Below are 24,001 nucleotides of genomic sequence, written 5' to 3'. Positions count from 1 at the left end.
GAAAATTGACACGTAGAGACGCGATATCTAGCGTCTCAGTCGATACCTCGCATCTCAGAATCTGTATTGATCAAATCACCGTGCCGCCATCGGCGTAAAACAGGCTTCCGGTACTGTACGAGGATGCATCGGAAGCCAGAAATAAGGCCAGTGGGCTGATTTCGTCAGCAGTGCCCATGCGGGCAATTGGAAGACGTTTGACGAAGTGATTCAGGATTTTTTCGTCCTGCCAGAGTGCCTGGCTAAATTTCGTTTTAATCAGGCCCGGACAAATGGCGTTTACACGTATGCCATCGGTTCCCCATTCTTTGGCCAGCACTTTCGTAAGCATGTTTAGCGCCGATTTGCTGACGCTGTAAATGCCCAAGCCGGGGTCGGGGGTGTGTCCGGCAATGCTGCTGATCATGATAATGCTACCACCACCACGCGCTTTCATGCTCGCATGACAGAGTTTGCTCAACTCAAACGGTGCTTTTACGTTGGCTTGCATTATCTTGTCGAATGCTATACTATCGCAGTCGAGCGAAGGGCCAAAAACCGGGTTTGTTGCTGCATTGTTGACTAGAATATCGATGCCACCATAGGTAGCAATGGTTTTATCGACCAATTGCCGTAGCTGTTCCATATCGCCCACGTGTGCGGCAATGCCGGTGGCTTCTCCTCCCTGTGTTTTGATGTCATTAGCCAGTGCATCGCAGGCATCCTGTTTTCGGCTGCTCACGATAACCTTCGCGCCAAAGCGGGCAAAAACACGAGCCATATCTTCACCAATGCCTTTGCTGGCTCCGGTAATGAGGGCAACTTTATCGGTAAGGTCAAAAAGGGCTTTTTCTGGCAACATAGAAGTAGATTTACTGTTCAGGGTTTAGAGAGCGAAAGAGCGAAAGAATGACGGCACTGGAAATACGCTCTTGCATTCTTTCGCTCTTTTATTTTTCGAAGAAACAGACTGAGCCGCCAACCCAATCTTTGTTTTTGTTGAAATTCACACCAATCATTTCACCACGGCTCAGTCGGCTTAGGTTGGTAATTAGTGTTGGGCGTGCATCGTTTTTCGGCCAGATAAACAGCATCCGAATTTCGCACTTTACCAAGCCATCGGGCGATTGAATAACTGGCTCATACTTTACTTTTCGCTGAAGCAGATAACCGCTACGTTGTTCGGCCGGAATAGCGTCGAGGTCATCGGTGGTGATATTCAGTTTTACGCCACTTCCCGCAAAGGAAAACAATGGTTTCAGTACGTAATTTTCCAAATCTTCTGGATACGTAGCAAGATCAGACAGGTAATAACTCGTTGGTACGTAAGGACTTTTCAGTAAAGGTAACGTGTATTTGCTGATACGGAAAAACCAGTTTGGGTGCCCAACCCATTCTACGTCTACGTCGTCGGTTAGCTGAAAGTCGGACTGTAAATCAGGGAAATTCTGTAAATCATCGAAAATCAGACGATTGTAAATCCGTTTGATACGTATCTGACGGCCGTCTTTTTCGTAGTACAAGTCACGGCCTTCTTTCCGAATTTTGGTCAGGCAAACAGCTTTTACGCCTGTATATTTTTCCGTTAGTACGAAATCGATACGGGTTTTCTGTTTTTCGGGGAATATCTCCAGCAGAATGACTTCTTCAGGATTGTAATCGCCAACGAGTAAATCGCGTAGGTTTTGCAGATACTCGTCGTTAGTATTGACAGCAAATAGGTGTGAGAGATTTTCTGGAATAGGGTACGATGTTCTAAACAGGTTGGCTACGTAAGGCTGAAAACCGTATAGCGAAGGAAAACCTTGTAACTCAATAAGCTGCGGAGTAAGTTCGCCTGATTCGTCGGTGCAAATGGCAAAATCAACGGCTAGAAACTGCGTGTGCTCGTCTTCGTTTGGTACACGCTGGCCGTCAGGAATGGCATTTTCAGTCAACGTTTTAAAATCATCACAGGTTAATACCTCAACAATATCGGTACATGCCTGTACTAATTTATCGGTCAGTAGTTTCGGAACAAAAACAGGCGTTTCGGCCACACGAAAATCTAGCTGGTCGGGTAAGTCAGTGTTGATTTTAGTTAAAAAAGCCTGATACGTTTCAGGGCTAAACGCTTCATTGAACGATTGACGAACGGATTGTATCATAGTTCAGATTCATAAAACCCAGTAATCGGGGAGTAGATTACTGGGTTTGGTATAAGGGAATTTCTAAATAAACCGGACAGGTATTATTATTCGGCAAACTGTTCGCTCGGAGCCAGCGACGAAATGGCGCTACGTAAGAAACCCGGTAAAATAACCGATTCCGTCAGTGGAATTTTTTCAGGGTCTTTCAGGTACGTCAGCATTTCGTCGTATTTGGCTTGGCCGAAATTTTTCACCACCTGATTTTTCTTTTCTTCCTTCATGAAATAACGTAGCATACCTTCGTTATCGGCTTCGGGATGGAACTGTGTACCAATTACTTCGGGCGAAAAACGAATTGACATAATAGCCCGGTCGAGTGCTACGTGCGGACGGATTTTTTCGAGGCACAAAATCGTTGCGCCCATTTCATCCATACGTTCAAGGTTTGGTGAAGTGATCTGATAGTCGCGCGAATCAACGGCGTAGAACGGATCGGGCAGACCACGTAGCAATGGCTCTGTACAACCTTCGTCTGTTTTATGAACGGGGAGAATGCCAAATGATGTTGAACGTCTACGGCTCAGAACGGCTAGATTGAGATGACGGGTAACCAACTGAAACGAATGGCAGATCAGGAAAACATACTTTTTGCGTTCGTTACGTTGGTTCCAGGCAAAAAGCTGATCGATCAATGAAAAATAACGGGCTTCCCATTCGTCTGACGAGGCCATTGGGCTACCGGGGCCACCCGACGAGATATAAATATCATAACTTAGATCAGGAAGTTTATTCTCTGCCCGAACATTAAATACATCAAATGCCAGCTCGGCGTGGTCATTACCCTGTACGTTCCGAATCAATTGCAAAATACAACGCATACCTTCGTTGGCGTGGTTGTTATTCATGTCCAGAACGGCAATTTTTACTAAACTCATAGAGATAAGTGCATCTGTTAAATGAATTGACAGTTTCCTGTTTTCAGGGTTTAGACGTTTACAAATTGGAAACGGACACCCAAAAACAGGAAACTGCCAACGATAATAGAGGCTTCTTTGCCTATTTATTCACAACTACAGGATGCCAAAAGAAGTTTCTTCGACAATATAGTCGACAACGCTTTTCAGGTTGTTTTGCTGCTGAAACACAGCAAGTTGACGATCAGCACCAGTGCCCATTTCCAGAATTTTCAATACGTATTCACACTCTGCCCGGCTGCCAAGTTCGTCTACTACGTCGTCGATAAAATTCAGTAATTCGTGAATCAGGTGATGGGTTGGCACTTCTTCCTGTTTTCCAAAATCGATCAATTTTCCTTCGATACCGTAGCGAGCCGCCCGCCATTTGTTTTCGTTGATGAGAATGCGCCGATACGGACGGAAATTCAGATTTTGTTTATGCAGTTTATAAATTTTGACAACCAGTGCCTGCATAATAGCGGCTAAACAGATTGTTTCGTCAACCCGCATCGGTACGTCGCAGATTCGGAATTCGATGGTATCGAAGAAGGGGTGAAGCCGTATGTCCCACCAGATTTTCTTGCCATTGTCGATACAGCCGGTTTTTACCAACAGGTTGATATATTCATCGTATTCGGCCGCCGACGAGAAAAAATCGGGGATACCGGTACGTGGAAACTTATCGAACACTTTCGACCGATACGATTTAAAGCCCGTGTTACGTCCACGCCAGAACGGCGAGTTGGTCGAGAGCGCGTAGATATGCGGCAAAAAATACCGGACGGAATTCATGATCTGAATACCCACATTACGATTTTCAATACCTACGTGTACATGAAGCCCAAAAATTAAGTTGGACCGTGCTACGTCGCGCATTTCATCGATGAGCCGGTCGTAGCGTTCGTTGGGCGTAATGAGCTGCTCCTGCCAGTCGGAGAAAGGGTGCGTTCCGGCAGCGGCAATCTTCAGATTTTGTTTTTCGGCCAGTTCGATAATCATTTTGCGCAGATACGTAACCTCCTGACGCGCATCATGAATATTGTTACAGATATTGGTGCCAACCTCAACCACAGCCTGGTGCATTTCGGCCTTCACACGCTCCTGAAGCACAATTTGTCCGCCATCGACAATTTTCGACATGTGCGAACGCAACTCGCCTGAACTTGGGTCAATTGTTTGAAACTCTTCTTCAATCCCTAAGGTGAAAACTGGCATCGGCATTATGAGTTAGAATAGAATAGCCTTGTATTGACAAGAAATGAAGGGGGAATATACTATTTTTTTGCTTTGACGTACTACGTCCGATAAGGTCAATCTGTTTTTTTATTTTGGGAATGTACAGACGGAAAAGTGGAATTAATTGAGTGAGCGTTATCTTCACTCGTAATGTTCTGGTTATCCTACAAATGATACGTTTCTAATTTATTTAGTGGAATCACTGGCTTCGTCTGATTCTGTAATAAGTACAATGCCAGTATCCCTACGGATTGTGTAATTAGGATTTTTATTATGGGGATCGACGTCTAGTTTTTTGTGGGGCGTAAACAATCGGGTTCGGCCGAAATTATAGGTTTCCTGATACTTGGCATTGACAAGCGCATCGATACGTTTTCCATCTTGCCGGATTATCATTTCAAATTCTCCTTCTAACCCTGATATGTAATCGTCTCGTACAAACTTGCGGCTATACGCCGTTGTAATGCCAAGTGTACTACCGGCCCAATTACCAAAAGGCATATGGAAGTAGTTTTTTAAGGTACTAATTTCTGTCCAGACATGACTCAAATTATCGATGTATTTGCCTTCGTCCACTTTCTTTAATGTCTTGATTTCGTTTTGAACATTAAAGTAATTGCGGTTGAGATGATAGTACATAAATTGCTTTTCATCATATGGCTTACCGGCTAATACTTTATCAATTACCTTTTTGACTTCACGAGCGTCAAGAGAATAAAACATTGGTTGGTATAAATAATTTAATCAGCAAGATAATTTGTAGTTCGATTGCCTGAAATGCTACTAAGCGCAAGGGAAATATACTAGTTTTCGCTTTGTCCGAGAATGTACTTCTACAAAAATCGTACTTATGTAAGCTTCGGTTCTGCCCATAATGCTGTAAAGCACGTAACCAACAGTAGCAACCAAACCCAGTTTGGTACTTGTGCTGTTGTGGCCAGACGTATCGAGCCCGCTGTAGCTTGTTGGTGCTCATGAGCCTGAATAAACTGACTGATTACGTTTCGACTACGTAGCACATCCTCTGACAATCCGTTAGTTACGTAAATTTCGAGCGAGTCCTGCACCGATTGCCAACCTGCTTGTCTGAACAGTGATAGGCCCTCCGTTAGTCGTTCGTTGATGGGAAGTGGACGTAAATACGTAGTGTCGGCGCCAATACGTAGTAAACGAGGTTGTTTACCCGCACTATTTACGGTAATAGTCTGCCGAATTCCTTTGTAAATGGGAGCCTCGACCTGAACTGTATGCTGTTCCGAGCGCGAAAGGCGGGCTAATACACTTGTCCAAAGACGTGAGTAGGTGAGGCTGTCGCCACTGAGTGAGAGGGGATAGGTTTCGCTCAGAAGACTAACGCCAATACGTCCGGTGGTTTGCTGCACGGCCACTGGAAAATTCGCTACCGGAAATTGATTCAGGTTATCGCCAAAGCGGTAGGGGAGCGCGTTTAGATTATTGCCAATTACAACAGTCGGTTCGTTGCTCACTTTCCGAACCTGCCAGCGACTTCCCAATGCGCGATTGATCTGTTGGCAATCCGTTTCAGGATTGGTCAGATTGATAAACAACACCGATTTTCCATCAGTAATGGCTTTACGTACCGCTACGTTGTTGGCATTGATAGGTTCGGTAATGATGAGATCTGTGGTCTTATTCGCTGATTTTGCCGGTTTGTTGATGCTTATACTGCTGCCGAGGTTTTTGGACAACGTAGCAGAAATTGTAACACTATGTCCTTGTTTACCAAGCCAGTCGGCCAATGTCTTACTTTCAAAGTCAGGACTATTCAGCAGAATTTGAACGGCAAGTGGCCGAGCTGGTTGGGCAAAAAAACGTAGCGAATCTAACGTAGTAGTTCCGAGCACTACGTCGACCTGATTTCGGCCACGGGCGAAAGCTGGAAAGGCAAACGAGAACGTATTTTGCCCCGAACGTAACGTAGTACTATCCAATGTGCGATTGCCAAACCGAAGTTTTAATAGCTGTTCTTTCGATGAAAAAAAGCGGCCCGTTACGTGTTGTAGTTCGCCCTGTTGCACAATGCCTTGCCAGCGAAGCGATTGCATCTGATCAGGTGCGTTGTACGGAAGCCAGCGTAACGCTACGTTGCTCAGTTGAGTGAGTGTTTCGGTAGGAAATTGCTGGCCGACTAACGTTACGGAATCGTATGTTGACTTAAAATTCTGGCTCGTAAAACTCTCCTGAAGCTGTAAACTGTCTTTCACGCGACTGGCAAAGGCCGATGGAACGTCATCTCCAACAAGCAAAGCGTGTCGTGCTGGGCGATCAACAGACCATTCGATCTGAAGAAAATAGCCGAGCACCAGCAGCCAAAGTAATCCATTCAACAATCCCCGAACCCACTTACGCGACGTAGTAAGCGATTGGTTTCGGGCAATGAGCCAGATCTGACCAATCAGCAAAATGAGCAACGTAGCGGCTATGAGCCAGTTGATAGGAGTTGACCAGTTGACGGTGATATGCATAACGAATTACTTTAGCTGTCGCCAGAAAGCTTGTTTCAGTTTTCGGTCGCTGACGTAGGCCGAACCGGTACGTTCCGATGCGTTAGATAAGGCGTGCAATCGGGTTTTAAGACTCGCTTTTTCGGCGGCAGTAATGGATTTTCCGGCTATCAGTTTCTGAAGCGAAGCCAGCACCGACCAGTTGGTGAGGCCGCTATTGACAACCTGTTCGGCCAGTGCGTTACCGAGTTGCTGAACCGTTTGCCGTTGCCTCGAGCTTAAATTCGGGATGTCGAGATAACCAATGGTTTCGGCAACCAATACATCGATACGTTGCTGGTTATACGAACGTTCCTGCCGAAAAGCGTCGGTTACGTTCTTGAGTTCGCCTGTTAGTCGGGTTTCTTTTTCTTTGGTCTGTGGTGGGTCGAAGCCGGTTTTCTTTACGTAAGAGCGGGCTTTCTGCTGCGACATTTTCAGGTATTTCAACGCTTCCTGTTCGAAGGGCAAGGCTTTTTCTGGCTCGTACAGGCGCAGATGCAATTCCGATTGCCACATATTTTCCAGCGCCATTTTCAGCAGCGACCGCGTCGATTGTTCGTGGAACGTATTGGTTTCCGCATCGTCGTGCGAGTGCATGTATTGTTCCATCAGCGCGGCTACCGGGTCTTTGCTTTCGTCGGACCGCCCTCCTCCGCCATGGTTATGGCCATCGTCGGCGCTATGTGCGGGAGCCGGGGTAGGGGTGGCAACCTGTTCGCCTTCGCCCTCATCGTGCTTGTGCATATAAGCCTGAATAGCCGCCATGCCCGCTACGACCACACCTTCGTTGTTGGTAGGCATCGCACTGCCCGGACCAATATTTTTTTCAAACTCTTCGCCCAGAAACTGCCCATACCGTAATCGTAAAGCTTTTTGGTCGAAACCGATTTCGTTGGATTGACTTTTGAAAGCCTGGGTTTTAGTCAACTTATCGGCCATTTTTTTACGACTTGCAATCAGCTTTTCGGTGTCGATAATAATCTGTCGCTGACTGCGAAAATATTCCGGCATGATATTGACCGCCATCGTTGCCAGCTCACTTTCTTCTAATTTCGTAGTGTCTTTGTAAACCACGAAATACGTATCTGACTTGGTAAAATTGGGTTCGGGCTGGCGGTTGTCGAAAGCAGCCCAGTAATAATATAGCTCATCGCCCGGCGAGAATTGCATTGCGTTCAGATCGAGCGTTTTTGTCAGTCGTGATTCTTTGAAATTACGTTGATTGAACGGCAGTTTCACTTCCCGAAATTTTACATTTTCGCCCGAACCCCGCGCTACAGTGGCTACAATGAACGCCTGTGCTACGTTAAAATCGTCAGAAAGTTTAGCCGATACGGTTAGTTGCTTCGGATCTTTCAGGTAGTGAAATGTATACAGCTCTTTCGATTCCGGTTCAATCTTTGGAGACAGATCGGGTTTGGCTTCCAGCCGGTAAAAATCCGATTGATAAACCAGCGAATCGCGTTTGTTAGCCGTACGCCAGTAGGCTTTGATCGCGTATAAACCTGAACTAACGAGCCTGTCCTGATACGTGAAATCATCACCTGTTTTTCGGAAGGGCAATTCCTGCCCCCGGCTGCCAACCAGACGTACTGACAGTTGCTGATGATCGCTAAACCGAACCTGCCAGGTCAACGTAGTGCCGATAATAGCGGAAGCATTCAGATTGCCCGATTTTTGTTCTGGCAAACGGGTGTAGGCAGGCGGCTGAATGCGTAAACTAGCCGATTCGAACGTGGGTGGAACGGGTTTCCGTTCTGGTGCGAAAGTTGCTAGGAAGCCTCGTTCTGTTGGTTTATTAGATTTGTTGTTCTGAAGAAATGGATAAGCCCAATGGATGCCAAGTGCAACAATCAATGGCAACGCATACAAACCAATTTTCGACCAGATGACAACGGGCGTCCGAACCCCCTGAATCTGCTCGTTGAGCCGGGCAATCTGGAGTTGTTCGGCCAGATTGAGTTGTGATTTGGTAAGCAAGGGCAGACTATATTCTACGTCGCCAACAGTCTTGTGAATAAGCTGCACAGCCTGTTCTGTTTTAGGCTGATAGATTCTGTTTAAAAATGCACTAATAGCAAAAGCGACGATGGCTGCCAGCGTGGGCCATACCAACGTAGCGGTAAATGTAGCCGTCAGCAAATACGCCGATACGGCCAGAAGCAGGCAACGTAGCAGTAGGTTTGCGTAAAGCTGGTACGTGACCGAGGTAAGCAGACGTTTCAGTTCGTTCATGCGTTTTTCGTTAAAGCAAGCCAGCGTTCAACGCCTAGTAAAACGATAAAAACCAGCAGGAGCGCATTTTGCAAACCTGCCTGTTGTTCTTTCGCCGAGTTTGCTGATGGTACAAACAAAGCGGCTAAATCCTGTTGACTCAACGGTAAATTGCTGTTGCTGAGTTCGAAATGACGTAGCAGTTTATCGCCCAGCCATTCGGGTAATTGCCCCGTTTCGACCCGTTCAGAAGTTTGTGGCGTGAGCGTTTCGTTAGTAAAAACGACGTTACGTTCGCCCAGAAGTTGCATTGGGGCCGATACTACGTAGAGGGTTTGCGGTACTGGTTTTTCAGGAACCTGATCCGTTAATACCCAGTGATACGTCCGATTCGGAATAGGACGTTCATCGACAGTGAAATCAAACGAATACACATCAGCGAGGGCTTTTAGTGCCGCTTTTACCGTTTGTTTTTCGCGCTCGTTACGGTAACTAACCAGCGTATATAGCGTACCCGAATGAACGGGATTCGACTGAAATTTCAGCGTAGGGTCTAACGTAGCATCAGTGGTTAGTTTGCCGAGCCGATTGATAAACAGCTTCTTATTCTGCGATACGTTCAGATATGGGCGGGCTTGGGCTGTTGAATCGGTAAACGTGTGCAAGTGGAATTTTGCGGGAACGGCAATTGCCGGAACATCGGCCAGCGCTGGACTATTCATTACGTAAAGATGAAGGTCTGTGTTCTTTACATCTAACTGATTAATAGCCGTTTGTATTGATAACACGTCAGGTTTTTGCGGAACCGAAGTAGGGTAAGGATTATCGTCAAATGTCAATAATTGTGCATCAGCCCAGGCAATACGTTCACCCTGTTTGCGGGCTTCGGCCAGTTCGAACCGGAAATTATCGGCCACTGCTACGTTGGGCTGAACAAGATGGACTTTTTGAATGGTGGGCGGTTTGGTTAGCCCGTTTAAAATAGGCTGAGCGAGCAGCAGCGCTAATAAAATCAACAGCAAACACCGGATAATCAGTAGCCAGATATTATCGAGCCGAAGTCCGCGACTCTGTTGCTGCTGTTTTTCCGTAAGCCATTGTGTAGCCGCCCAGGGCAACGGTTTGCCCTGTTTCTGGTGCCAAAGGTGAATGACCACCGGCACAACAACGGCCAACGAACCCCATAACAAGAATGGCTCAATAAATGACATGCTTCAGGTTGTATCAATAAAAGGCGACTACTGTAAAAACGTCGACCTTACTTAACTCAATAAAAACTGTTTCAGTACCAGCGCAATTGGGTCGCTCAGCCGGATACGGATCAGGCGCACGTGAGGCAGACGCAAGCTCTCGTGTAGTTTTTCGAAATACGCACTGGCACGCTGCCTAACGGTTTCACGAATGACATCGGCCTGTAATTCAAGCTCTTTCCCAGTCTCCAGATCCTGAAACCGATAGAAGCCGCTCATCGAAAAGTCTAGTTCCTGATCGCCCAGAATCTGAAACAGAACGATTTCTCGTCGTGGTGCCGCCATTGCCTGAATGAGGTTTACCCATTCGTCGTTTACCTGCAAAAAATCGGAGGCAATGACGAGCATTTCGGTTTGTTTACGACCAAATGCCGGTATGGAATCACCCTGATTGACCCACGGCCCTGCGGCACGTACGGCTTCGAGTTGCGCCACGATTTTCAAAAAAGCCTGTTTCCCCGCTGGAACCAACGGTTGTACCATTCCTTGTTGCAACGCGTATAAACTCAATTGGTCGCCCTGTCGATTCGCTAAGTATGCTAACGAGGCCAATAAAATCTGAGCGTATTGGAGTCGACTGATTCCAGTTTCCACGTAATTCATCGAACCCGACAAATCGAGCAGAAAACGAATTTGCTGATTACTTTCTGTAGCTGATTCCCGTACCAGATGATGCCCGGTTTTGGCAAACAATTTCCAGTCGATACGTTTTGGATCGTCGCCCGGTACATAGTGTCGAAACTGTTCAAACTCGGTTCCTATGCCCGATCGTCGGCTGGTTTGAATACCCAGCATCAACTCATCGCTGACCAGTTTACTGGCCAGTTGTAGGTTGTTTAGTTTGATGAGATCAGCGGTTAACATAGAGGATACAGCAGATCAGATTTCCCAAAAATGGAAAATCTGAAACTTATTATTTTACGGCAGACAACAGTTCCTGAATCACCCGGTCGGTAGTGATGCCTTCGGATTCGGCGCGGAAGTTTAAGGCAATCCGGTGACGTAGTACGGGATAAGCCAGCGCCTGAATATCTTCGGGAATGACTGAAAAACGCTCGAACAACACCGCACGGGCTTTCGCACATAAAACCAGCGCCTGTCCGGCACGAGGTCCAGCACCCCATTCACCCCATTGTTTTACGAATGCCGACGTAGTGGTTTGCGGTCGAGAAGAACGTACCAACCGATTGATGTAGCTGATGAGTTCGTCGCTGATGTGTACCTGTCGGGTCAGGGTTTGTAACTGAAGAATGTCGTGGTCTGACAGGATGGTTTCGAGCTTCGGTTTTGCCGTACCTGTCGTACTTTTCAATACGTTCAACTCTTCCGTTTCTGAAGGATAACTCAGTTTGATATACAGCAGGAAACGGTCGAGCTGGGCTTCGGGCAGCGGGTATGTACCGGCCTGCTCAATTGGGTTCTGGGTGGCGATAATCAGAAATGGCCGGGGCAGTTCATAATCAGTGCCGCCATAGGTGACCTTGTATTCCTGCATGGCCTCCAGCATGGCTGCCTGCGTTTTGGGCGGAGTCCGGTTAATCTCATCGGCGAGTACTACGTTGGCGAAAAGCGGCCCCTGCTTGAAAACGAAGACTTTATGGCCGGTTTCATGGTCATCTTCCAGAATCTCGGTGCCCACAATATCGCCGGGCATGAGGTCGGGCGTAAATTGAATCCGTTTGAAGCGCATCGCCAGTGCATCCGACATCGTTTTCACCAGCAACGTTTTGGCCAGACCCGGCACACCCTCGAGCAAGCAATGCCCACCCGCCAGCAACGTAATGAGCACTTCGTTGATGACATCCTGCTGACCGACAATGACTTTCCCGATTTCGCTACGTAGTTGGGGCAGTTTTGCCACCAGTTTTTTGTAATGAGTTACGTCTGTTGATTCCAATGTTTCTATCTATCAGGTTGTGTATTCAAGTAATATGTAGGATATATGCGGTATGATGTTGCAGTAGTTTTCACAGTTCATACCTCATATATCCTATATATTACTCACGCGGTTAGCGCATACGTTACAATGTTGACTCCGAATTTCGTATTGTCTTCGGCTAGAAAACGCTTGTTTCGGAAATCGTAATCCCATTCGCAGCCATAATCTTTATTGCTGTACAATACGCCAATTCGTCCGTTGATGGTGATGGCTTTGAGGTAATCATGAACAAGATCATCGCCCCAGCCATTTAACTCGAATGACGTAGTGGGCGGACCTTCTTCGAACTTGAAAAAACAGGTGTAAATCGGGTGCGTATTCGGAATTTTCTGCAACGCTTTTGGTCCAAATGTTCGGGCCATTTCCTGCTCGAATGATTTGGCAAACAGTCCATCTACATCATGATTGCAATCATCTACAAAGACAAAGCCGCCGTTTTGAACGTAGCGTTTGAAATGCTCACGTTCCTGCGTCGAAAATTCCACCAATTTATGCCCACTTAAGTAACAGAACGGACTTTTAAACAAATCGGGACTGCTCAACTGGACCACCCGCTCTTTCTGATCGACCGGCAACGTAGTGTATTCAACCAGTGAATGCATCAGATTCGAAGGCATTCGCTGATCGGTTTCCCAATCGCCAGAGGTGTATTGTATGCGTGTGAAAAAGAACGGTTTCAAAATGGCTTATTACGTTTGAGTTCGTTACGTAGTGTTTACTACGTTAACGGTTTTTCCATGATAAAGTCTTCCATCAGGAAGCCTTCACCAATGTCGATGTTTTCCTGACCAACTACCGCAAAGCCCATCTTTTCATAAAACTGAATGGCTTTGTTGAATCGATTTACGTTTAGCCCGAGTCGGTTGTTGTCGTTACGTTTGGCAATGTGTGCCACCATCTCAAGTAACATCCGTCCAACGCCTTTTCCCTGACTGGCAGGGAGCATATAGATCTTGTGTACTTTAGTTAACGATTCTCCTTTGTAATTCAGTTCATACGACACGTAGCCCATATATTCTTCGCTTTGCGGGTCTACCGCCAGCAGAAAAACGTGGTTTTTATCCCGTATCTGCGTTTTTAGCGAATCGAGACTATACATCATCTCAAGCATATAGCTGATTTGCGTCGGCGACAGAATTTCACCAAACGTACTGGGCCATGTTTGGTAAGCAATGTTCTGGATAACAGGTAAATCCGCTTCGGTAACTTCGGTAATGGCAATCATACTTAAGCAGGTTCGACGTTCATGTTTTTTGTCCAGGCCATCAGCAGACTATCGTCAAAAGAACCGTCCGCATTTCTGGTTTTGTTCTGCATTCGACCTTCCTGAACAAATCCCAGACGTTGGTAAAGCCCGATGGATTTCTGATTCGATGCCCGCGATTCCAGTTCGATACGTAGCACTTCAGGAAACCGAATCTGCACTTCAGCCAGAAATGCCTGAAATAACTTTTTCCCGACACCTTTGCCCTGATAACCCGGATGAACGGCAATGGTTAAGCCAGTCAGAATGTGGTCGAAAATATGGATGCCGTATTTTGATGCGTGAATTTCAGCAATTACCCGATTCTCAACGTCGGTAGCAACAAGCATCAGTCCCTGTTTTTCAGTGCTTTGAAACAACGATAGTACGTATTCATCCGTGATTTCAACCTCCGTCCGGGCAATACCCTGACTGATACGTGCTACGTCCCGATACAGCTCAACAAGGGCGCTTTTGTCTTGACTATCGCCCTGTCGGACTGTGATCGGTTCATCAATATGTTTCGATTCGACTACCATTATGTTCTCGTTTACACCGCATCCGAAAGACTGGTGAACGTAAATTCCCGAATCTTCATCGGGGGAATCAGGTAATTCTGGTCGGTTTCGGTACTGACCACACGCTCCGGTTTACCCAACGATTCGAGGTTGTTGAGCATAATAATCGGGCTTTCGTTGAACCGGAAGTTCTTAACCGGGTGCTTTATTTTTCCGTTTTCGATGTAGAACGTACCGTCGCGGGTGAGGCCCGTTAGTAAGATCGTCTGTGGATCAACCTCACGGATGTACCAGAGTTTCGTCACCAGAATACCCCGTTGTGTGCTTTTGATCATACTCTCCAGCGATTCGTTGCCGCCGAGCATAATGAAGTTGTTAGGTCCGGGAATGGCTTTTTTACCTTGCTTTTGCGCCCAGAAACGGGAATAAGACAGGTTTTTGGCCACGCCTTTTTCAATCCACATCGTTTTTTCCTGTGGCCGCCCATCGCCCGACCAGGGCGAAGCCGGTAAATCGGGGTTGGTTGGGTCGGAGTAAATCGTGACGCGCTCGTCAACAATCTTGTCGCCCAGCCGAGATTTTCCACCCGATTTGCTAAAATACGACCGACCTTCATCGGCCGAACGGGCGTCCATATTGAAAAAAATGTTTTCGAGCAGAACCGCAGCCGCTGTCGGTTCGAGAATAACCGTGTATTTGCCTGGTTCAATGGCCCGCGCTTCGGCCGAACCCTGTGCTTTCTGAATGGCAATTTGAGTAGCTTCGGACGTATCGAGCTTGCTGAAATCGCTGTAACCACGTGCTACGTAGCCAGAACCTTTGCCGTCATTGGTACGTACCGTCAGCGAAAAATTGACGTTTGTACTTGGGTAATACGCAAATAGCCCTTTGGAGTTCATCATGGCCGAATAGCCGTACTGGTCTTGTAAAAAACCAGCCGCTACCAGATTTTTCTCCCGCGAGAGTTGCAGACTTTTGGCCACAGCGTCGGCTCGTGTATCGGGCGTTATTTTGGCCGTTGTGTCGAAAAAACCAGCCGATTTTAAGTATTGCTGTGGTTCCAACACACCTACATATTCTGGATTTTCGGGAGCAAGCCGAGCCAGTTCTTCAGATCGACGTACCACTTTCTCCAGCGATGCCTCGTCGAATTCATCGATAGTGGCTACGCCGACTTTTTTGCCAAATGCTGATTGAACCGCTAAATTTTTGTTGATAAGCGAGCCGCTGGTCGAAACTTCGTTACGGGCATAACGCAGGTTGCCCCGTTCTTCGCCGAGAATATTGACTTCGCACTCGTCGGCTTTCGAGTAGCTGAGAACTTTGGTGAGCAGCGCCTTGGCTTCTGCTTCGGTGAGTATGATTGCCATGGTTATTTTTGGCTGGGACACAGAGCGGCACGGAGGTTAAAAGAGACTCGCTGAGGTTCTTTATTTATAGTTCTCTGTGAATCTTCGTTTACCTTGGTGCATCTCTGTGGCATCATATTTTTTAGATTTTTCGTGCTGTGTTGATTACGTTCACACCGTTGAAACGGGTTGTAGAGCTACCATGCGAAACCGCACTCGACTGCGGAGGTTGCCCTTTTCCATCGAAGAACGAACCGCCTAGTCGATAGTCTTTTTCGTCGCAAACAGCCACGCAGGAGTTCCAGAATTCCTGCGTATTCGATTGATACGCTACGTCCTTGAGCATACCAGCAATCTGGCCGTTTTTGATTTCATAATACAACTGCCCCCCAAACTGGAAATTGTAACGCTGCTGGTCGATGGAGAACGAGCCATCGCCGATGATATAAATGCCTTTTTTGACATCTTTTATCATCTCCTGAACCGACAGAGGAGTTTTACCCGCTGCCAGCGATACGTTGGCCATGCGTTGGAACTGTACCGAACTCCAGCTATCGGCGTAGCAGCAACCCTGCGATTCTTTTTCGCCGATGATATGGGCCTGATCGCGGATGGCCTGGTAATTGACTAACGTACCATCTTTCACCAAATCCCATTTTTTTGTCTGTACGCCTTCGTCATCGTAGCCTACAGCGCCCAACGAGCCAATCTGCGTTTTATCAGCGAACAGGTTGACCTGCTTACTGCCGTAATTAAAATTCTTCGATTGCCATTTATCCAACGTAGCAAAGCTCGTTCCCGCAAAATTGGCTTCGTAACCCAGCACACGGTCAAGCTCAAGCGGGTGACCTACCGATTCGTGAATCGTGAGCCAAAGGTGCGATGGATCAAGAACAAGGTCATATTTACCCGCTTCAACCGATTTGGCCGTATGCTTGGCGCGGGCCTGTTTGGCGGCTGCCGTTACGTCCTCCAGCATATCATAACCCTTATTGTAGCGCGTAGTGATACCCGTTACTTTATCGGCAGGATTCGCTTGCAGGTATTCATAACCCATACCCATTGGCGCGCTCAGGGCGTTACGGGTTTCGAATTTGCCTGTCTTGGAATCAATGGCTGTTACGTTGAAAATGGGCCAGATTCGGTGAATATCCTGATCGGCATACGTACCGTCGGTAGAAGCGAAATACTTCTGCTCGTTTACCTGAAACAGCACCGAGTTAACGTAGTTAGCACCATTTTTCAGCGCGGATGCATTAACGGATAACAGTAAATCGACTTTCTCTTTAATAGGAACTTCAAACGCGTTCCGTTTGATAGGCGCCTTCCAACTTACCTCGCCATAGCCTTTTTGCGGAGCCAGTTGAACAGGCTCTTTCATCAGTTTGGCGTTCGCTTTCGCAATCGCTACGGCTTTTTCGGCAGCCTGCGCCAAATCCGTTTCGTTTTTTGCATCGACCACGGCGGCAAAACCCCAGCAGCCATCGGCAATTACGCGCACGCCAACGCCATACGATTCAGTGTTTACGATGTTCTGCACTTTGTCTTCGCGCGTTACCACAAACTGGTTCAGGTAACGGCCAATACGTACATCGGCATACGTAGCACCTTTGCTTTTGGCGGTGTTGAGGGCGGCATCGGCCAGCCGTTTTTTGACCGCTACGTCTAAGCCTGGTTCGAGTAAGGCTTCGGGCGAGACCGGGCGTGAGAAGGCAGGTAGGTTCGGCAAGAGGATACCCGCAGTACCCATGCCCAACAGTTGATTAAAGTTTCGGCGGTTCATTAAATTTGAGTTTTAAGCCACGGAGATGCACGAAGATTTGCAGAGATTCACAGAGAAAAATTTGTAAATCGTTTGAGACCATCACGTAGCATTTTAACGCGGAAGTTTATGAGTAATCCTAATCGGTAATTGCCAAATTTTAGATAGGTTAGAAGTTGAGCCATGTGCAAATCATTCAAAGAATCAACAGTTTTTAGTTCGATTACTAGTTTGTTTTCAACTAATAAATCCAAGCGATAACCATGCTCCAGACGTACATCTTTATACACAATAGGCATTGGCTTTTCCCTTTCAACAGATAGTCCAGCTTGTTGTAGTTCATAAAACAAACATTCCTGATAAGCCGACTCTAGTAAGCCCGGTCCTAATGCCCGATGTACTTCAATTGCTTTCCCAATCGTAATTGTCGCTAGTGAATCCTCCGTGAATCTTTGTGTGTCTTTATGCATCCGCTCCGGCGGCCCGGTCAGTGGCTTTGGTGTTTAGTTACACCGCATCCGACAGGCTTGTAAACGTAAAGTCACGGATTTTCATGGGCGGAATCAGGTTGCCACCAGCCCGAACAGGTTTGCCCAGTGCTTCGAGGTTGTTGAGCATGATTACCGGACTTTCATTGAAACGAAAGTTCTTGACCGGGTACTTAATCTGACCGTTTTCGATGTAAAACGTACCATCGCGGGTGAGGCCCGTATAGAGTAGTGTTTGTGGGTCAACAGCCCGTATGTACCAGAAGCGCGTTACCAGAATTCCTTTCGTCGTGCTTTTAATAAGGTCGGCCAGCGATTCGGAACCTCCCTGCATGATAAATCCGCCCGGAGCAGGAACAGCCTTTACGCCTTTTTTTTCAGCCCAGTAACGAGTAAAGGGCATGTTTTTGACAACGCCATTCTCAATCCAGCTTATTTTCTCTTGCGGACGTCCATCGCTGCCACCACCAAAACGCCCACCACCGCCACCACCGAATGGCGACAGCGGAAGTTCAGCATTCATGGGGTCGGTGATAATATTGACACGCTCGTCGAAAAGCTTTTCGCCCAGCCGAGTGCCACCGCCTTTTTTGCTTAAGAAGCTACGGCCTTCGTCGGCATTGCGAGCGTCCATACTCGACATCATATTCTGAAGCAGTTCAACAGAAGCGGTTGGCTCCAGAATAACCGTGTATTTCCCCGGTTCCAGAGCCCGTGCGTTTACCGATGCTACGGCTTTGCTCATCGCCACTTCGGTAGCGGCTTTGGTACTGAGCTTCGATACGTCGTTTACGTCGGGGTTAGCATAACCGGAGCCGGTACCATCGGCAGTACGTACCGTAATCGAAAAATCGACATTTGTTGAGCGGTTATAACCGTAAAGCCCTTTGCTATTGCCCATCGAAACGAAACCGGCCGTATCTTCCATATAACCGGCGGCTGTCAGATTCTTCTTTTTGCAGGGGTCAATGCTGTCGAAAGCAGCTTTGGCACGAAACTCAGGATCTATTTTAGCCGTGCTTTCGGCAAACGTATTGGTATTCAGATACGTTTGTGGCCCCAGCATCGGCATATATTCCGGGTTCTCAGGAGCCAGCTTTGCGATTTCTTCGGCCCGACGTACCGTCTTTTCGAGCGATGCGTCGTCTAGTTCGTTGATCGTTGCTGTACCGGAGCGTTTACCAAAAACCGCCGTAATAGCCAACGATAAATTGTCGGCTTCGCCACTGGTCGAGACGGAGTTTCGGGCGTAGCGAATGTTGCCGGTACGTCCTCCCGTCAGGCTCACGCTGGTTTCGTCAGCTTTGGCGTACGAGAGAACCTTATCGATTATTTTTTTTGCTTCTTCTTTACTTAAGATAGCCATACATGTAGTTGTTGATGTATAATGTATGAATTACGATGTATGATATTGCTCAATAAATCATACATCATAATTCATACATTACCTTAAATTTTCCGGGCGGTATTGATGACGTTCACACCATTGAAACGGGCCGTAGCACTACCGTGCGAAACAGCACTTGATTGTGCTGGTTGACCTTTTCCATCGTTAAAGGCTCCTCCTAAACGATAATCTTTTTCGTCGCAAACGGCTACGCAGGAGTTCCAGAATTCGCGGGTGTTGGCCTGATACGCTACGTCTTTAAGCATACCCACAATCTGACCGTCCTTAATTTCGTAGAAAAGCTGACCGCCAAACTGGAAGTTGTAGCGTTGCTGATCGATGGAGAACGAACCGTCGCCGATGATGTAAATACCTTTTTTTACGTCCTTAATCATCTGATCGACAGATAAAGGTGTTTTGCCGGGAGCCAGTGATACGTTGGCCATACGCTGGAACTGTACCGAACTCCAGTTGTCGGCGTAGCAGCAGCCCTGCGATTCTTTCTCGCCGATGATGTGAACCTGATCGCGGATGGCCTGATAGTTGACCAGAATGCCATCTTTTACCAGATCCCAGCGTTTGGTTTTCACGCCTTCGTCGTCCCAACCAACAGCCCCTAATGAACCTTCCTGTGTTTTGTCGGCGAAAATGTTAACGTCTTTGCTGCCGTAACTGAAGTTCTTCGACTGCCATTTATCCAACGTAGCAAAACTTGTTCCGGCGTAGTTGGCTTCATAACCAAGTACACGGTCGAGTTCGAGCGGGTGGCCAACTGATTCGTGAATCGTTAACCACGTATGCGACGGATCAAGAACGAGATCATACTTACCAGCCTCAACCGACTTGGCCGACAGTTTTTCTTTCGCCTGTTTGGCGGCTGCGGTAATATCTTCCAGCATGTCGTACCCTTTGTTGTAACGGGTCGTAACGCCGGTGATTTTGTCGGCAGGATTAACCTGTAGATAATCGTAGCCCATGCCCATTGGCGCACTCAACGAGTTACGGGTAGCGAAACGTCCATTTTGTGGGTCAACGGCTGTAACCGTAAAGCTTGGCCCAATCCGGTGAATGTCCTGATCGGAATATGTACCATCGGTGGAAGCAAAGTATTTTTGCTCATTTACCTGAAACAGTACGTTGTTCACGAAGTTGGCTCCGTTTTTCATAGCCGCAGCATTACACGACAGCAATAGGTCCACTTTTTCCTTGATGGGCACTTCAAAGGCGTTCCGTTTGATGGGAGCTTTCCAGCTTACTTCGCCAAAACCTTTCTGGGGTGCCAGTTGAACGGGTTCGGTCAGCAGACGAGCATTCGCTTTGGCAATTCGTACGGCAGTTTCGGTCGCTTTAGCAACGACAGATTCGTCGCGTGCATCGCCTACTGAAGCAAATCCCCAACAGCCATCGACAATGACCCGTACGCCAACGCCATACGATTCGGAGTTGACGATTCCTTGTACTTTATTTTCGCGGGTGAGAACGAACTGATTCAGGTATCGGCCAATACGTACGTCGGCATACGTAGCACCTTTACTTTTGGCAGTGTTAAGGGCGGCATCGGCCAGCCGTTTTTTGACCGCTATGTCTAAGCCTGGTTCGAGTAAGGCCTCGGGCGTAACGGTTCGGGAAAAAGCGGGCAATGAGGGCATCAGAATCCCTGCCGTGCCCATACTAAGCAATTGATTAAAGTCTCGACGATTCATTGAATTGAGAGTTATAGGGTTGTAAGGTTGTATGGTTATAAAGTTGTAGACCGGGTCGCCGGTGCAGTTGGTTTTGCGCCAGCAACTCTACAACTCTATAACCCTATAACTTTACAACTTCTCATGTTAAACTGCATCCGATAAACTGGTGAAGGTAAAGTCGCGAATCTTCATCGGTGGAATCAGATTGCCACCCATTCGAACAGGTTTGCCCAATGCTTCGAGGTTGTTGAGCATGATCACCGGACTTTCGTTGAAGCGGAAGTTCTTGATCGGGAATTTAATCTGGCCGTTTTCGATGTAGAACGTACCGTCGCGGGTAAGGCCCGTATACAGCAACGTTTGTGGATCAACGGGACGGATGTACCAGAATCGGGTGACTAGAATGCCTTTTTCTGTGCTCTTGATCATATCGGCAAGCGATTGAGTGCCGCCTTCTACGATAAAGTTGGATGGAGCAGGAATGGCCTTAACCCCTTTTTTTTCTGCCCAATAGCGCGAATAGGATAAATTCTTCACAACCCCTTTTTCGACCCATGTAGTTTTTTCCTGCGGGCGTCCATCGCCACCACCACCGCCAAAACGGCCACCTCCGCCACCACCGAATGGAGCAGCCGGAACTTCAGGATTAGTCGGGTCGGAGTAGATGGTTATACGTTGATCGAAAAGTTTTTCGCCCAGCCGAGTGCCACCGCCTTTTTTGCTCAGAAAGCTACGACCTTCTTCGGCATTCCGGGCGTCGAAGGCGTTCATCATGGCCGCCATCAGCGAAGCATCTACGTTACTCAACAGTGCCGCTGGCTCCAGAATAACGGTGTATTTGCCCGGCTCAAGAGCCCTTGCATTCGATGAAGCCATTGCTTTCTGCATGGCAATCTCAGTAGCGTCTTTTGTGCTCAGTTTCGATACGTCCGTTACGTCGCGGGTGGCGTATCCAGAGCCTAAGCCGTCGGCGGTACGTACTGTGATTGAAAATTCTACAGATGTTTCGCGGTTGTAGGCCCACAGTCCTTTTGAGTTTCCGAGTGCCGTAAATCGGGTCGAATCTTCCATATAACCAGCCGCCGTCAGGTTCTTTTTCCGGCAAGGATCGAGACTGTCGAAGGTGGCTTTCGCTCGGAATTCGGGGTCTATTTTGGCCGTATTCTCGGAGTAAGGTTCGGCTGGAAGATAAGTCTGTGGGCCCAGCATCGGTACGTATTCCGGATTCTCAGGGGCCAGTTTTGCAATCTCTTCGGCTCTACGTACCGTTTTTTCTATGGATGCGTCATCAAACTCATTGAGTGTTGCCGTTCCTGCACGTTTGCCATAAACGGCCGTTACGCTCATTGCGAGGTTCGTGCCTTCGCCACTTGTCGAAACGGCGTTACGTGCATAACGAATATTTCCCGTTCGTCCACCCGTCAGCGTAACACTGGTTTCATCGGCCTTTGCGAAGGAAAGGGCCTTATCAATAATCTTCTTTGCCTCGTCTTTGGTTAAGATAGCCATGTATTTTATGTTCATGTATGATATATGAACTATGATGTATGATCTTGCTACGTGCTAGATCATACATCATAGTTCATACATCCATTTATATCTTCCGTCCTGTATTGATTACGTTGACTCCGTTGAAGCGTGTAGTGGCTGACCCGTGCGAAACGGCGCTGACCTGCGAGGGTTGCCCTTTGCCGTCGAAGAAGGAACCGAACGTGCGGTAGTCGTCCTGATCGCAGAGTTGTGCACAGGAGTTCCAGAATTCCTGGGTGTTCGACTGATACGCTACGTCGTCGAGCATACCGACGATTTCGCCGTTTTTGATTTCGTAGAACAACTGTCCGCCAAACTGGAAGTTATACCGTTGCTGATCAATTGAATAGGAGCCACGGCCAATGATGTAAATGCCTTTGTCGACACCTTTAATCATGTCGAAAACCGAGCGTTTTTCGGTTCCGGGTTTGAGCGATACGTTTGGCATACGCTGAAACTGTACTGTACTCCAGTTGTCGGCGTAGCAGCATCCGTTCGATTCTTTCTCGCCAAGAATAGCCGCCTGATCACGAATGGCCTGATAGTTGACCAGAATACCGTCTTTAATTAAATCCCACTGTTTGCAGGGAACGCCCTCATCGTCGTAACCAACAGTACCGAGCGTATGCGGCTGGGTTTTGTCAGCCACAATATTAACCAGCTTACTACCGTAGTTGAAGGTCTTACTTTTCCATTTGTCCAACGTAGCGAAGCTGGTACCAGCATAATTGGCTTCGTAACCTAATACCCGGTCGAGTTCGGTTGGGTGACCAACCGACTCGTGGATGGTAAGCCCGAGGTGGTTCGGGTCGAGAACAAGGTCGTATTTGCCCGGCTGAACGCTTTTAGCCGTGAGCTTTTCTTTCGCCTGCTTCGCTGCTAACGTAGCATCTTCGACCATATCGTATGAATTTCGATAACCAACCAGCCCATTGGGTGCTTTTATTTTTTCAGAAGCAAGTCCGTCTAGATATTCATAACCCATACCCATTGGCGAACTGAGCGCATCACGGGTTTTAAATTTACCGGCTGCCCGGTCAACGGCCGATACGGTAAAGGTTGGCCAAATGCGATGAACGTCCTGATCGATGTACGAACCGTCGGTGGAGGCAAAATACTTCTGTTCGTTGATAAAGAACAGATTCGACGTAACGAAAGCCGCTCCATTTTTCAGTGCTTCGCCATTGACTTTCATCAACAGATCAATTTTTTCGCTGACCGGAACCTGAAAGGCATTTTTCTGAATTGGCGTTTTCCACGTTACGTCACCTACACCTTTTTGCGGAGCCAATTGAACCGGTTCGGCCTGAAGTCGAGAATTGGCTTTAGCAATGGCAACGGCTGTTTTGGCACATCGGGCAATTGCATCAGGCGTTACGTCGCTGGTAGCTGCGAAGCCCCAGGTGCCGTTGGCAATGACCCGGATACCGATGCCATACGATTCGGCATTGACAACATTCTGTACCTTGGTTTCGCGGGTGAAAAGATATTGTTGCAGATAGCGGCCAATGCGCACGTCGGTATAGGTAGCGCCCTGACTTTTGGCCGTATTTAACGCTATGTCGGCTAATTGTTTCTTGGCAGCAGCGTCGATACCTGCTCCGTGGCCTGCTACGTCGAACAGATACTCTGCCGATACGTTATTACCAAAAACAGGAACACCAGCGGTAAACAGGCTACCAATGCCCAGCCCCGATAGCTGGATAAAATCGCGTCTTTGCATGTACTACGTTGTTGATGATTGAGTTCAAACAGTCGGAAAACGCGAATATGGCTAAAAATGCTGAAGAGACGTCGTTTTTATGACAAATGGTAAACTGGAAATTTAC

The 24,001-nt window shown here is 47.6% G+C and carries 20 protein-coding genes; all 20 read right to left on the bottom strand.

The annotated features are described in order from the left end of the window. Window positions 1–70: 70 nt before the first annotated feature. The 20 genes from ACYVD4_RS19160 to ACYVD4_RS19065 all read right to left on the bottom strand — a co-directional run bounded on the left by ACYVD4_RS19160 (window position 71) and on the right by ACYVD4_RS19065 (window position 23,895). Window positions 71–841, bottom strand: coding sequence for a glucose 1-dehydrogenase (locus tag ACYVD4_RS19160; protein WP_460948558.1), 771 nt, complete (start codon window positions 839–841; stop codon window positions 71–73). A gap of 88 nt (window positions 842–929) precedes the next feature. After that, window positions 930–2,126, bottom strand: a complete 1,197-nt coding sequence (locus ACYVD4_RS19155) for a hypothetical protein (RefSeq protein WP_460948557.1) — start codon at window positions 2,124–2,126, stop codon at window positions 930–932. A gap of 86 nt (window positions 2,127–2,212) precedes the next feature. Beyond that, a complete protein-coding gene (locus ACYVD4_RS19150; protein WP_460948556.1) occupies window positions 2,213–3,043 on the bottom strand; it encodes a type 1 glutamine amidotransferase in 831 nt (276 codons plus the stop codon). Between the two features lie 135 nt (window positions 3,044–3,178). Further along, complete coding sequence (locus tag ACYVD4_RS19145; protein ID WP_460948555.1) at window positions 3,179–4,279, bottom strand: carboxylate-amine ligase; 1,101 nt, start codon at window positions 4,277–4,279, stop codon at window positions 3,179–3,181. A gap of 207 nt (window positions 4,280–4,486) precedes the next feature. Then, window positions 4,487–5,023 carry a hypothetical protein gene (locus ACYVD4_RS19140; protein ID WP_460948554.1) on the bottom strand — a complete coding sequence of 179 codons (537 nt, stop codon included), beginning with the start codon at window positions 5,021–5,023 and terminating at the stop codon, window positions 4,487–4,489. 125 nt (window positions 5,024–5,148) lie between these two features. Next, window positions 5,149–6,786 carry a hypothetical protein gene (locus ACYVD4_RS19135; RefSeq protein ID WP_460948553.1) on the bottom strand — a complete coding sequence of 546 codons (1,638 nt, stop codon included), beginning with the start codon at window positions 6,784–6,786 and terminating at the stop codon, window positions 5,149–5,151. A gap of 6 nt (window positions 6,787–6,792) precedes the next feature. Then, window positions 6,793–9,042 carry a hypothetical protein gene (locus tag ACYVD4_RS19130; RefSeq protein WP_460948552.1) on the bottom strand — a complete coding sequence of 750 codons (2,250 nt, stop codon included), beginning with the start codon at window positions 9,040–9,042 and terminating at the stop codon, window positions 6,793–6,795. Further along, window positions 9,039–10,232: a BatA domain-containing protein gene (locus ACYVD4_RS19125; protein ID WP_460948551.1), complete on the bottom strand. Its 1,194-nt coding sequence runs from the start codon at window positions 10,230–10,232 to the stop codon at window positions 9,039–9,041. Before ACYVD4_RS19125 ends, ACYVD4_RS19130 begins: the two co-directional genes overlap by 4 nt. 51 nt (window positions 10,233–10,283) lie before the next feature. Next, a complete protein-coding gene (locus ACYVD4_RS19120) occupies window positions 10,284–11,135 on the bottom strand; it encodes a DUF58 domain-containing protein (RefSeq protein WP_460948550.1) in 852 nt (283 codons plus the stop codon). Between the two features lie 49 nt (window positions 11,136–11,184). Next, the gene (locus ACYVD4_RS19115; protein ID WP_460948549.1) at window positions 11,185–12,168 is read right to left on the bottom strand and encodes an AAA family ATPase; all 984 of its coding nucleotides are present in this window, start codon (window positions 12,166–12,168) and stop codon (window positions 11,185–11,187) included. Window positions 12,169–12,272: 104 nt separating this feature from the next. Next, window positions 12,273–12,890 (bottom strand): DUF4159 domain-containing protein, encoded by a 618-nt coding sequence (locus ACYVD4_RS19110; protein ID WP_460948548.1) that lies wholly within the window; start codon window positions 12,888–12,890, stop codon window positions 12,273–12,275. A gap of 38 nt (window positions 12,891–12,928) precedes the next feature. Then, window positions 12,929–13,435 carry a GNAT family N-acetyltransferase gene (locus ACYVD4_RS19105; RefSeq protein WP_460948547.1) on the bottom strand — a complete coding sequence of 169 codons (507 nt, stop codon included), beginning with the start codon at window positions 13,433–13,435 and terminating at the stop codon, window positions 12,929–12,931. Between the two features lie 2 nt (window positions 13,436–13,437). After that, window positions 13,438–13,992: a GNAT family N-acetyltransferase gene (locus ACYVD4_RS19100; protein ID WP_460948546.1), complete on the bottom strand. Its 555-nt coding sequence runs from the start codon at window positions 13,990–13,992 to the stop codon at window positions 13,438–13,440. An 11-nt stretch (window positions 13,993–14,003) separates the two neighbouring features. Beyond that, window positions 14,004–15,341 (bottom strand): TldD/PmbA family protein, encoded by a 1,338-nt coding sequence (locus ACYVD4_RS19095; RefSeq protein WP_460948545.1) that lies wholly within the window; start codon window positions 15,339–15,341, stop codon window positions 14,004–14,006. A 121-nt stretch (window positions 15,342–15,462) separates the two neighbouring features. Further along, window positions 15,463–17,103, bottom strand: a complete 1,641-nt coding sequence (locus ACYVD4_RS19090; RefSeq protein ID WP_460948544.1) for a TldD/PmbA family protein — start codon at window positions 17,101–17,103, stop codon at window positions 15,463–15,465. A 47-nt stretch (window positions 17,104–17,150) separates the two neighbouring features. After that, complete coding sequence (locus ACYVD4_RS19085) at window positions 17,151–17,552, bottom strand: GxxExxY protein (RefSeq protein WP_460948543.1); 402 nt, start codon at window positions 17,550–17,552, stop codon at window positions 17,151–17,153. Window positions 17,553–17,589: 37 nt separating this feature from the next. Next, the gene (locus ACYVD4_RS19080) at window positions 17,590–18,936 is read right to left on the bottom strand and encodes a TldD/PmbA family protein (RefSeq protein ID WP_460948542.1); all 1,347 of its coding nucleotides are present in this window, start codon (window positions 18,934–18,936) and stop codon (window positions 17,590–17,592) included. Between the two features lie 83 nt (window positions 18,937–19,019). After that, a complete protein-coding gene (locus tag ACYVD4_RS19075; RefSeq protein ID WP_460948541.1) occupies window positions 19,020–20,660 on the bottom strand; it encodes a TldD/PmbA family protein in 1,641 nt (546 codons plus the stop codon). 126 nt (window positions 20,661–20,786) lie between these two features. After that, a complete protein-coding gene (locus ACYVD4_RS19070; RefSeq protein WP_460948540.1) occupies window positions 20,787–22,151 on the bottom strand; it encodes a TldD/PmbA family protein in 1,365 nt (454 codons plus the stop codon). 85 nt (window positions 22,152–22,236) lie between these two features. Next, window positions 22,237–23,895, bottom strand: a complete 1,659-nt coding sequence (locus ACYVD4_RS19065; protein WP_460948539.1) for a TldD/PmbA family protein — start codon at window positions 23,893–23,895, stop codon at window positions 22,237–22,239. Window positions 23,896–24,001 lie beyond the last annotated feature (106 nt).

It is taken from the genome of Spirosoma daeguense, from assembly GCF_054776875.1.
The sequence above is the reverse complement of the archived record's forward strand: the minus strand, read 5'-3'. Positions and strand labels throughout refer to the sequence as shown.

Bases quoted from the DNA above. Each gene is read 5' to 3' on its own strand.
- ACYVD4_RS19080 (WP_460948542.1), bottom strand. From the start codon at position 18,936: ATGGCTATCTTAAGTAAAGAAGAAGCAAAAAAAATAATCGATAAGGTT.
- ACYVD4_RS19160 (WP_460948558.1), bottom strand. From the start codon at position 841: ATGTTGCCAGAAAAAGCCCTTTTTGACCTTACCGATAAAGTTGCCCTC.
- ACYVD4_RS19130 (WP_460948552.1), bottom strand. From the start codon at position 9,042: ATGAACGAACTGAAACGTCTGCTTACCTCGGTCACGTACCAGCTTTAC.
- ACYVD4_RS19070 (WP_460948540.1), bottom strand. From the start codon at position 22,151: ATGGCTATCTTAACCAAAGACGAGGCAAAGAAGATTATTGATAAGGCC.
- ACYVD4_RS19125 (WP_460948551.1), bottom strand. From the start codon at position 10,232: ATGTCATTTATTGAGCCATTCTTGTTATGGGGTTCGTTGGCCGTTGTT.
- ACYVD4_RS19075 (WP_460948541.1), bottom strand. From the start codon at position 20,660: ATGAATCGTCGAGACTTTAATCAATTGCTTAGTATGGGCACGGCAGGG.
- ACYVD4_RS19155 (WP_460948557.1), bottom strand. From the start codon at position 2,126: ATGATACAATCCGTTCGTCAATCGTTCAATGAAGCGTTTAGCCCTGAA.
- ACYVD4_RS19135 (WP_460948553.1), bottom strand. From the start codon at position 6,786: ATGCATATCACCGTCAACTGGTCAACTCCTATCAACTGGCTCATAGCC.
- ACYVD4_RS19065 (WP_460948539.1), bottom strand. From the start codon at position 23,895: ATGCAAAGACGCGATTTTATCCAGCTATCGGGGCTGGGCATTGGTAGC.
- ACYVD4_RS19150 (WP_460948556.1), bottom strand. From the start codon at position 3,043: ATGAGTTTAGTAAAAATTGCCGTTCTGGACATGAATAACAACCACGCC.
- ACYVD4_RS19140 (WP_460948554.1), bottom strand. From the start codon at position 5,023: ATGTTTTATTCTCTTGACGCTCGTGAAGTCAAAAAGGTAATTGATAAA.
- ACYVD4_RS19120 (WP_460948550.1), bottom strand. From the start codon at position 11,135: ATGTTAACCGCTGATCTCATCAAACTAAACAACCTACAACTGGCCAGT.
- ACYVD4_RS19095 (WP_460948545.1), bottom strand. From the start codon at position 15,341: ATGGCAATCATACTCACCGAAGCAGAAGCCAAGGCGCTGCTCACCAAA.
- ACYVD4_RS19145 (WP_460948555.1), bottom strand. From the start codon at position 4,279: ATGCCAGTTTTCACCTTAGGGATTGAAGAAGAGTTTCAAACAATTGAC.
- ACYVD4_RS19100 (WP_460948546.1), bottom strand. From the start codon at position 13,992: ATGGTAGTCGAATCGAAACATATTGATGAACCGATCACAGTCCGACAG.
- ACYVD4_RS19090 (WP_460948544.1), bottom strand. From the start codon at position 17,103: ATGAACCGCCGAAACTTTAATCAACTGTTGGGCATGGGTACTGCGGGT.
- ACYVD4_RS19105 (WP_460948547.1), bottom strand. From the start codon at position 13,435: ATGATTGCCATTACCGAAGTTACCGAAGCGGATTTACCTGTTATCCAG.
- ACYVD4_RS19085 (WP_460948543.1), bottom strand. From the start codon at position 17,552: ATGCATAAAGACACACAAAGATTCACGGAGGATTCACTAGCGACAATT.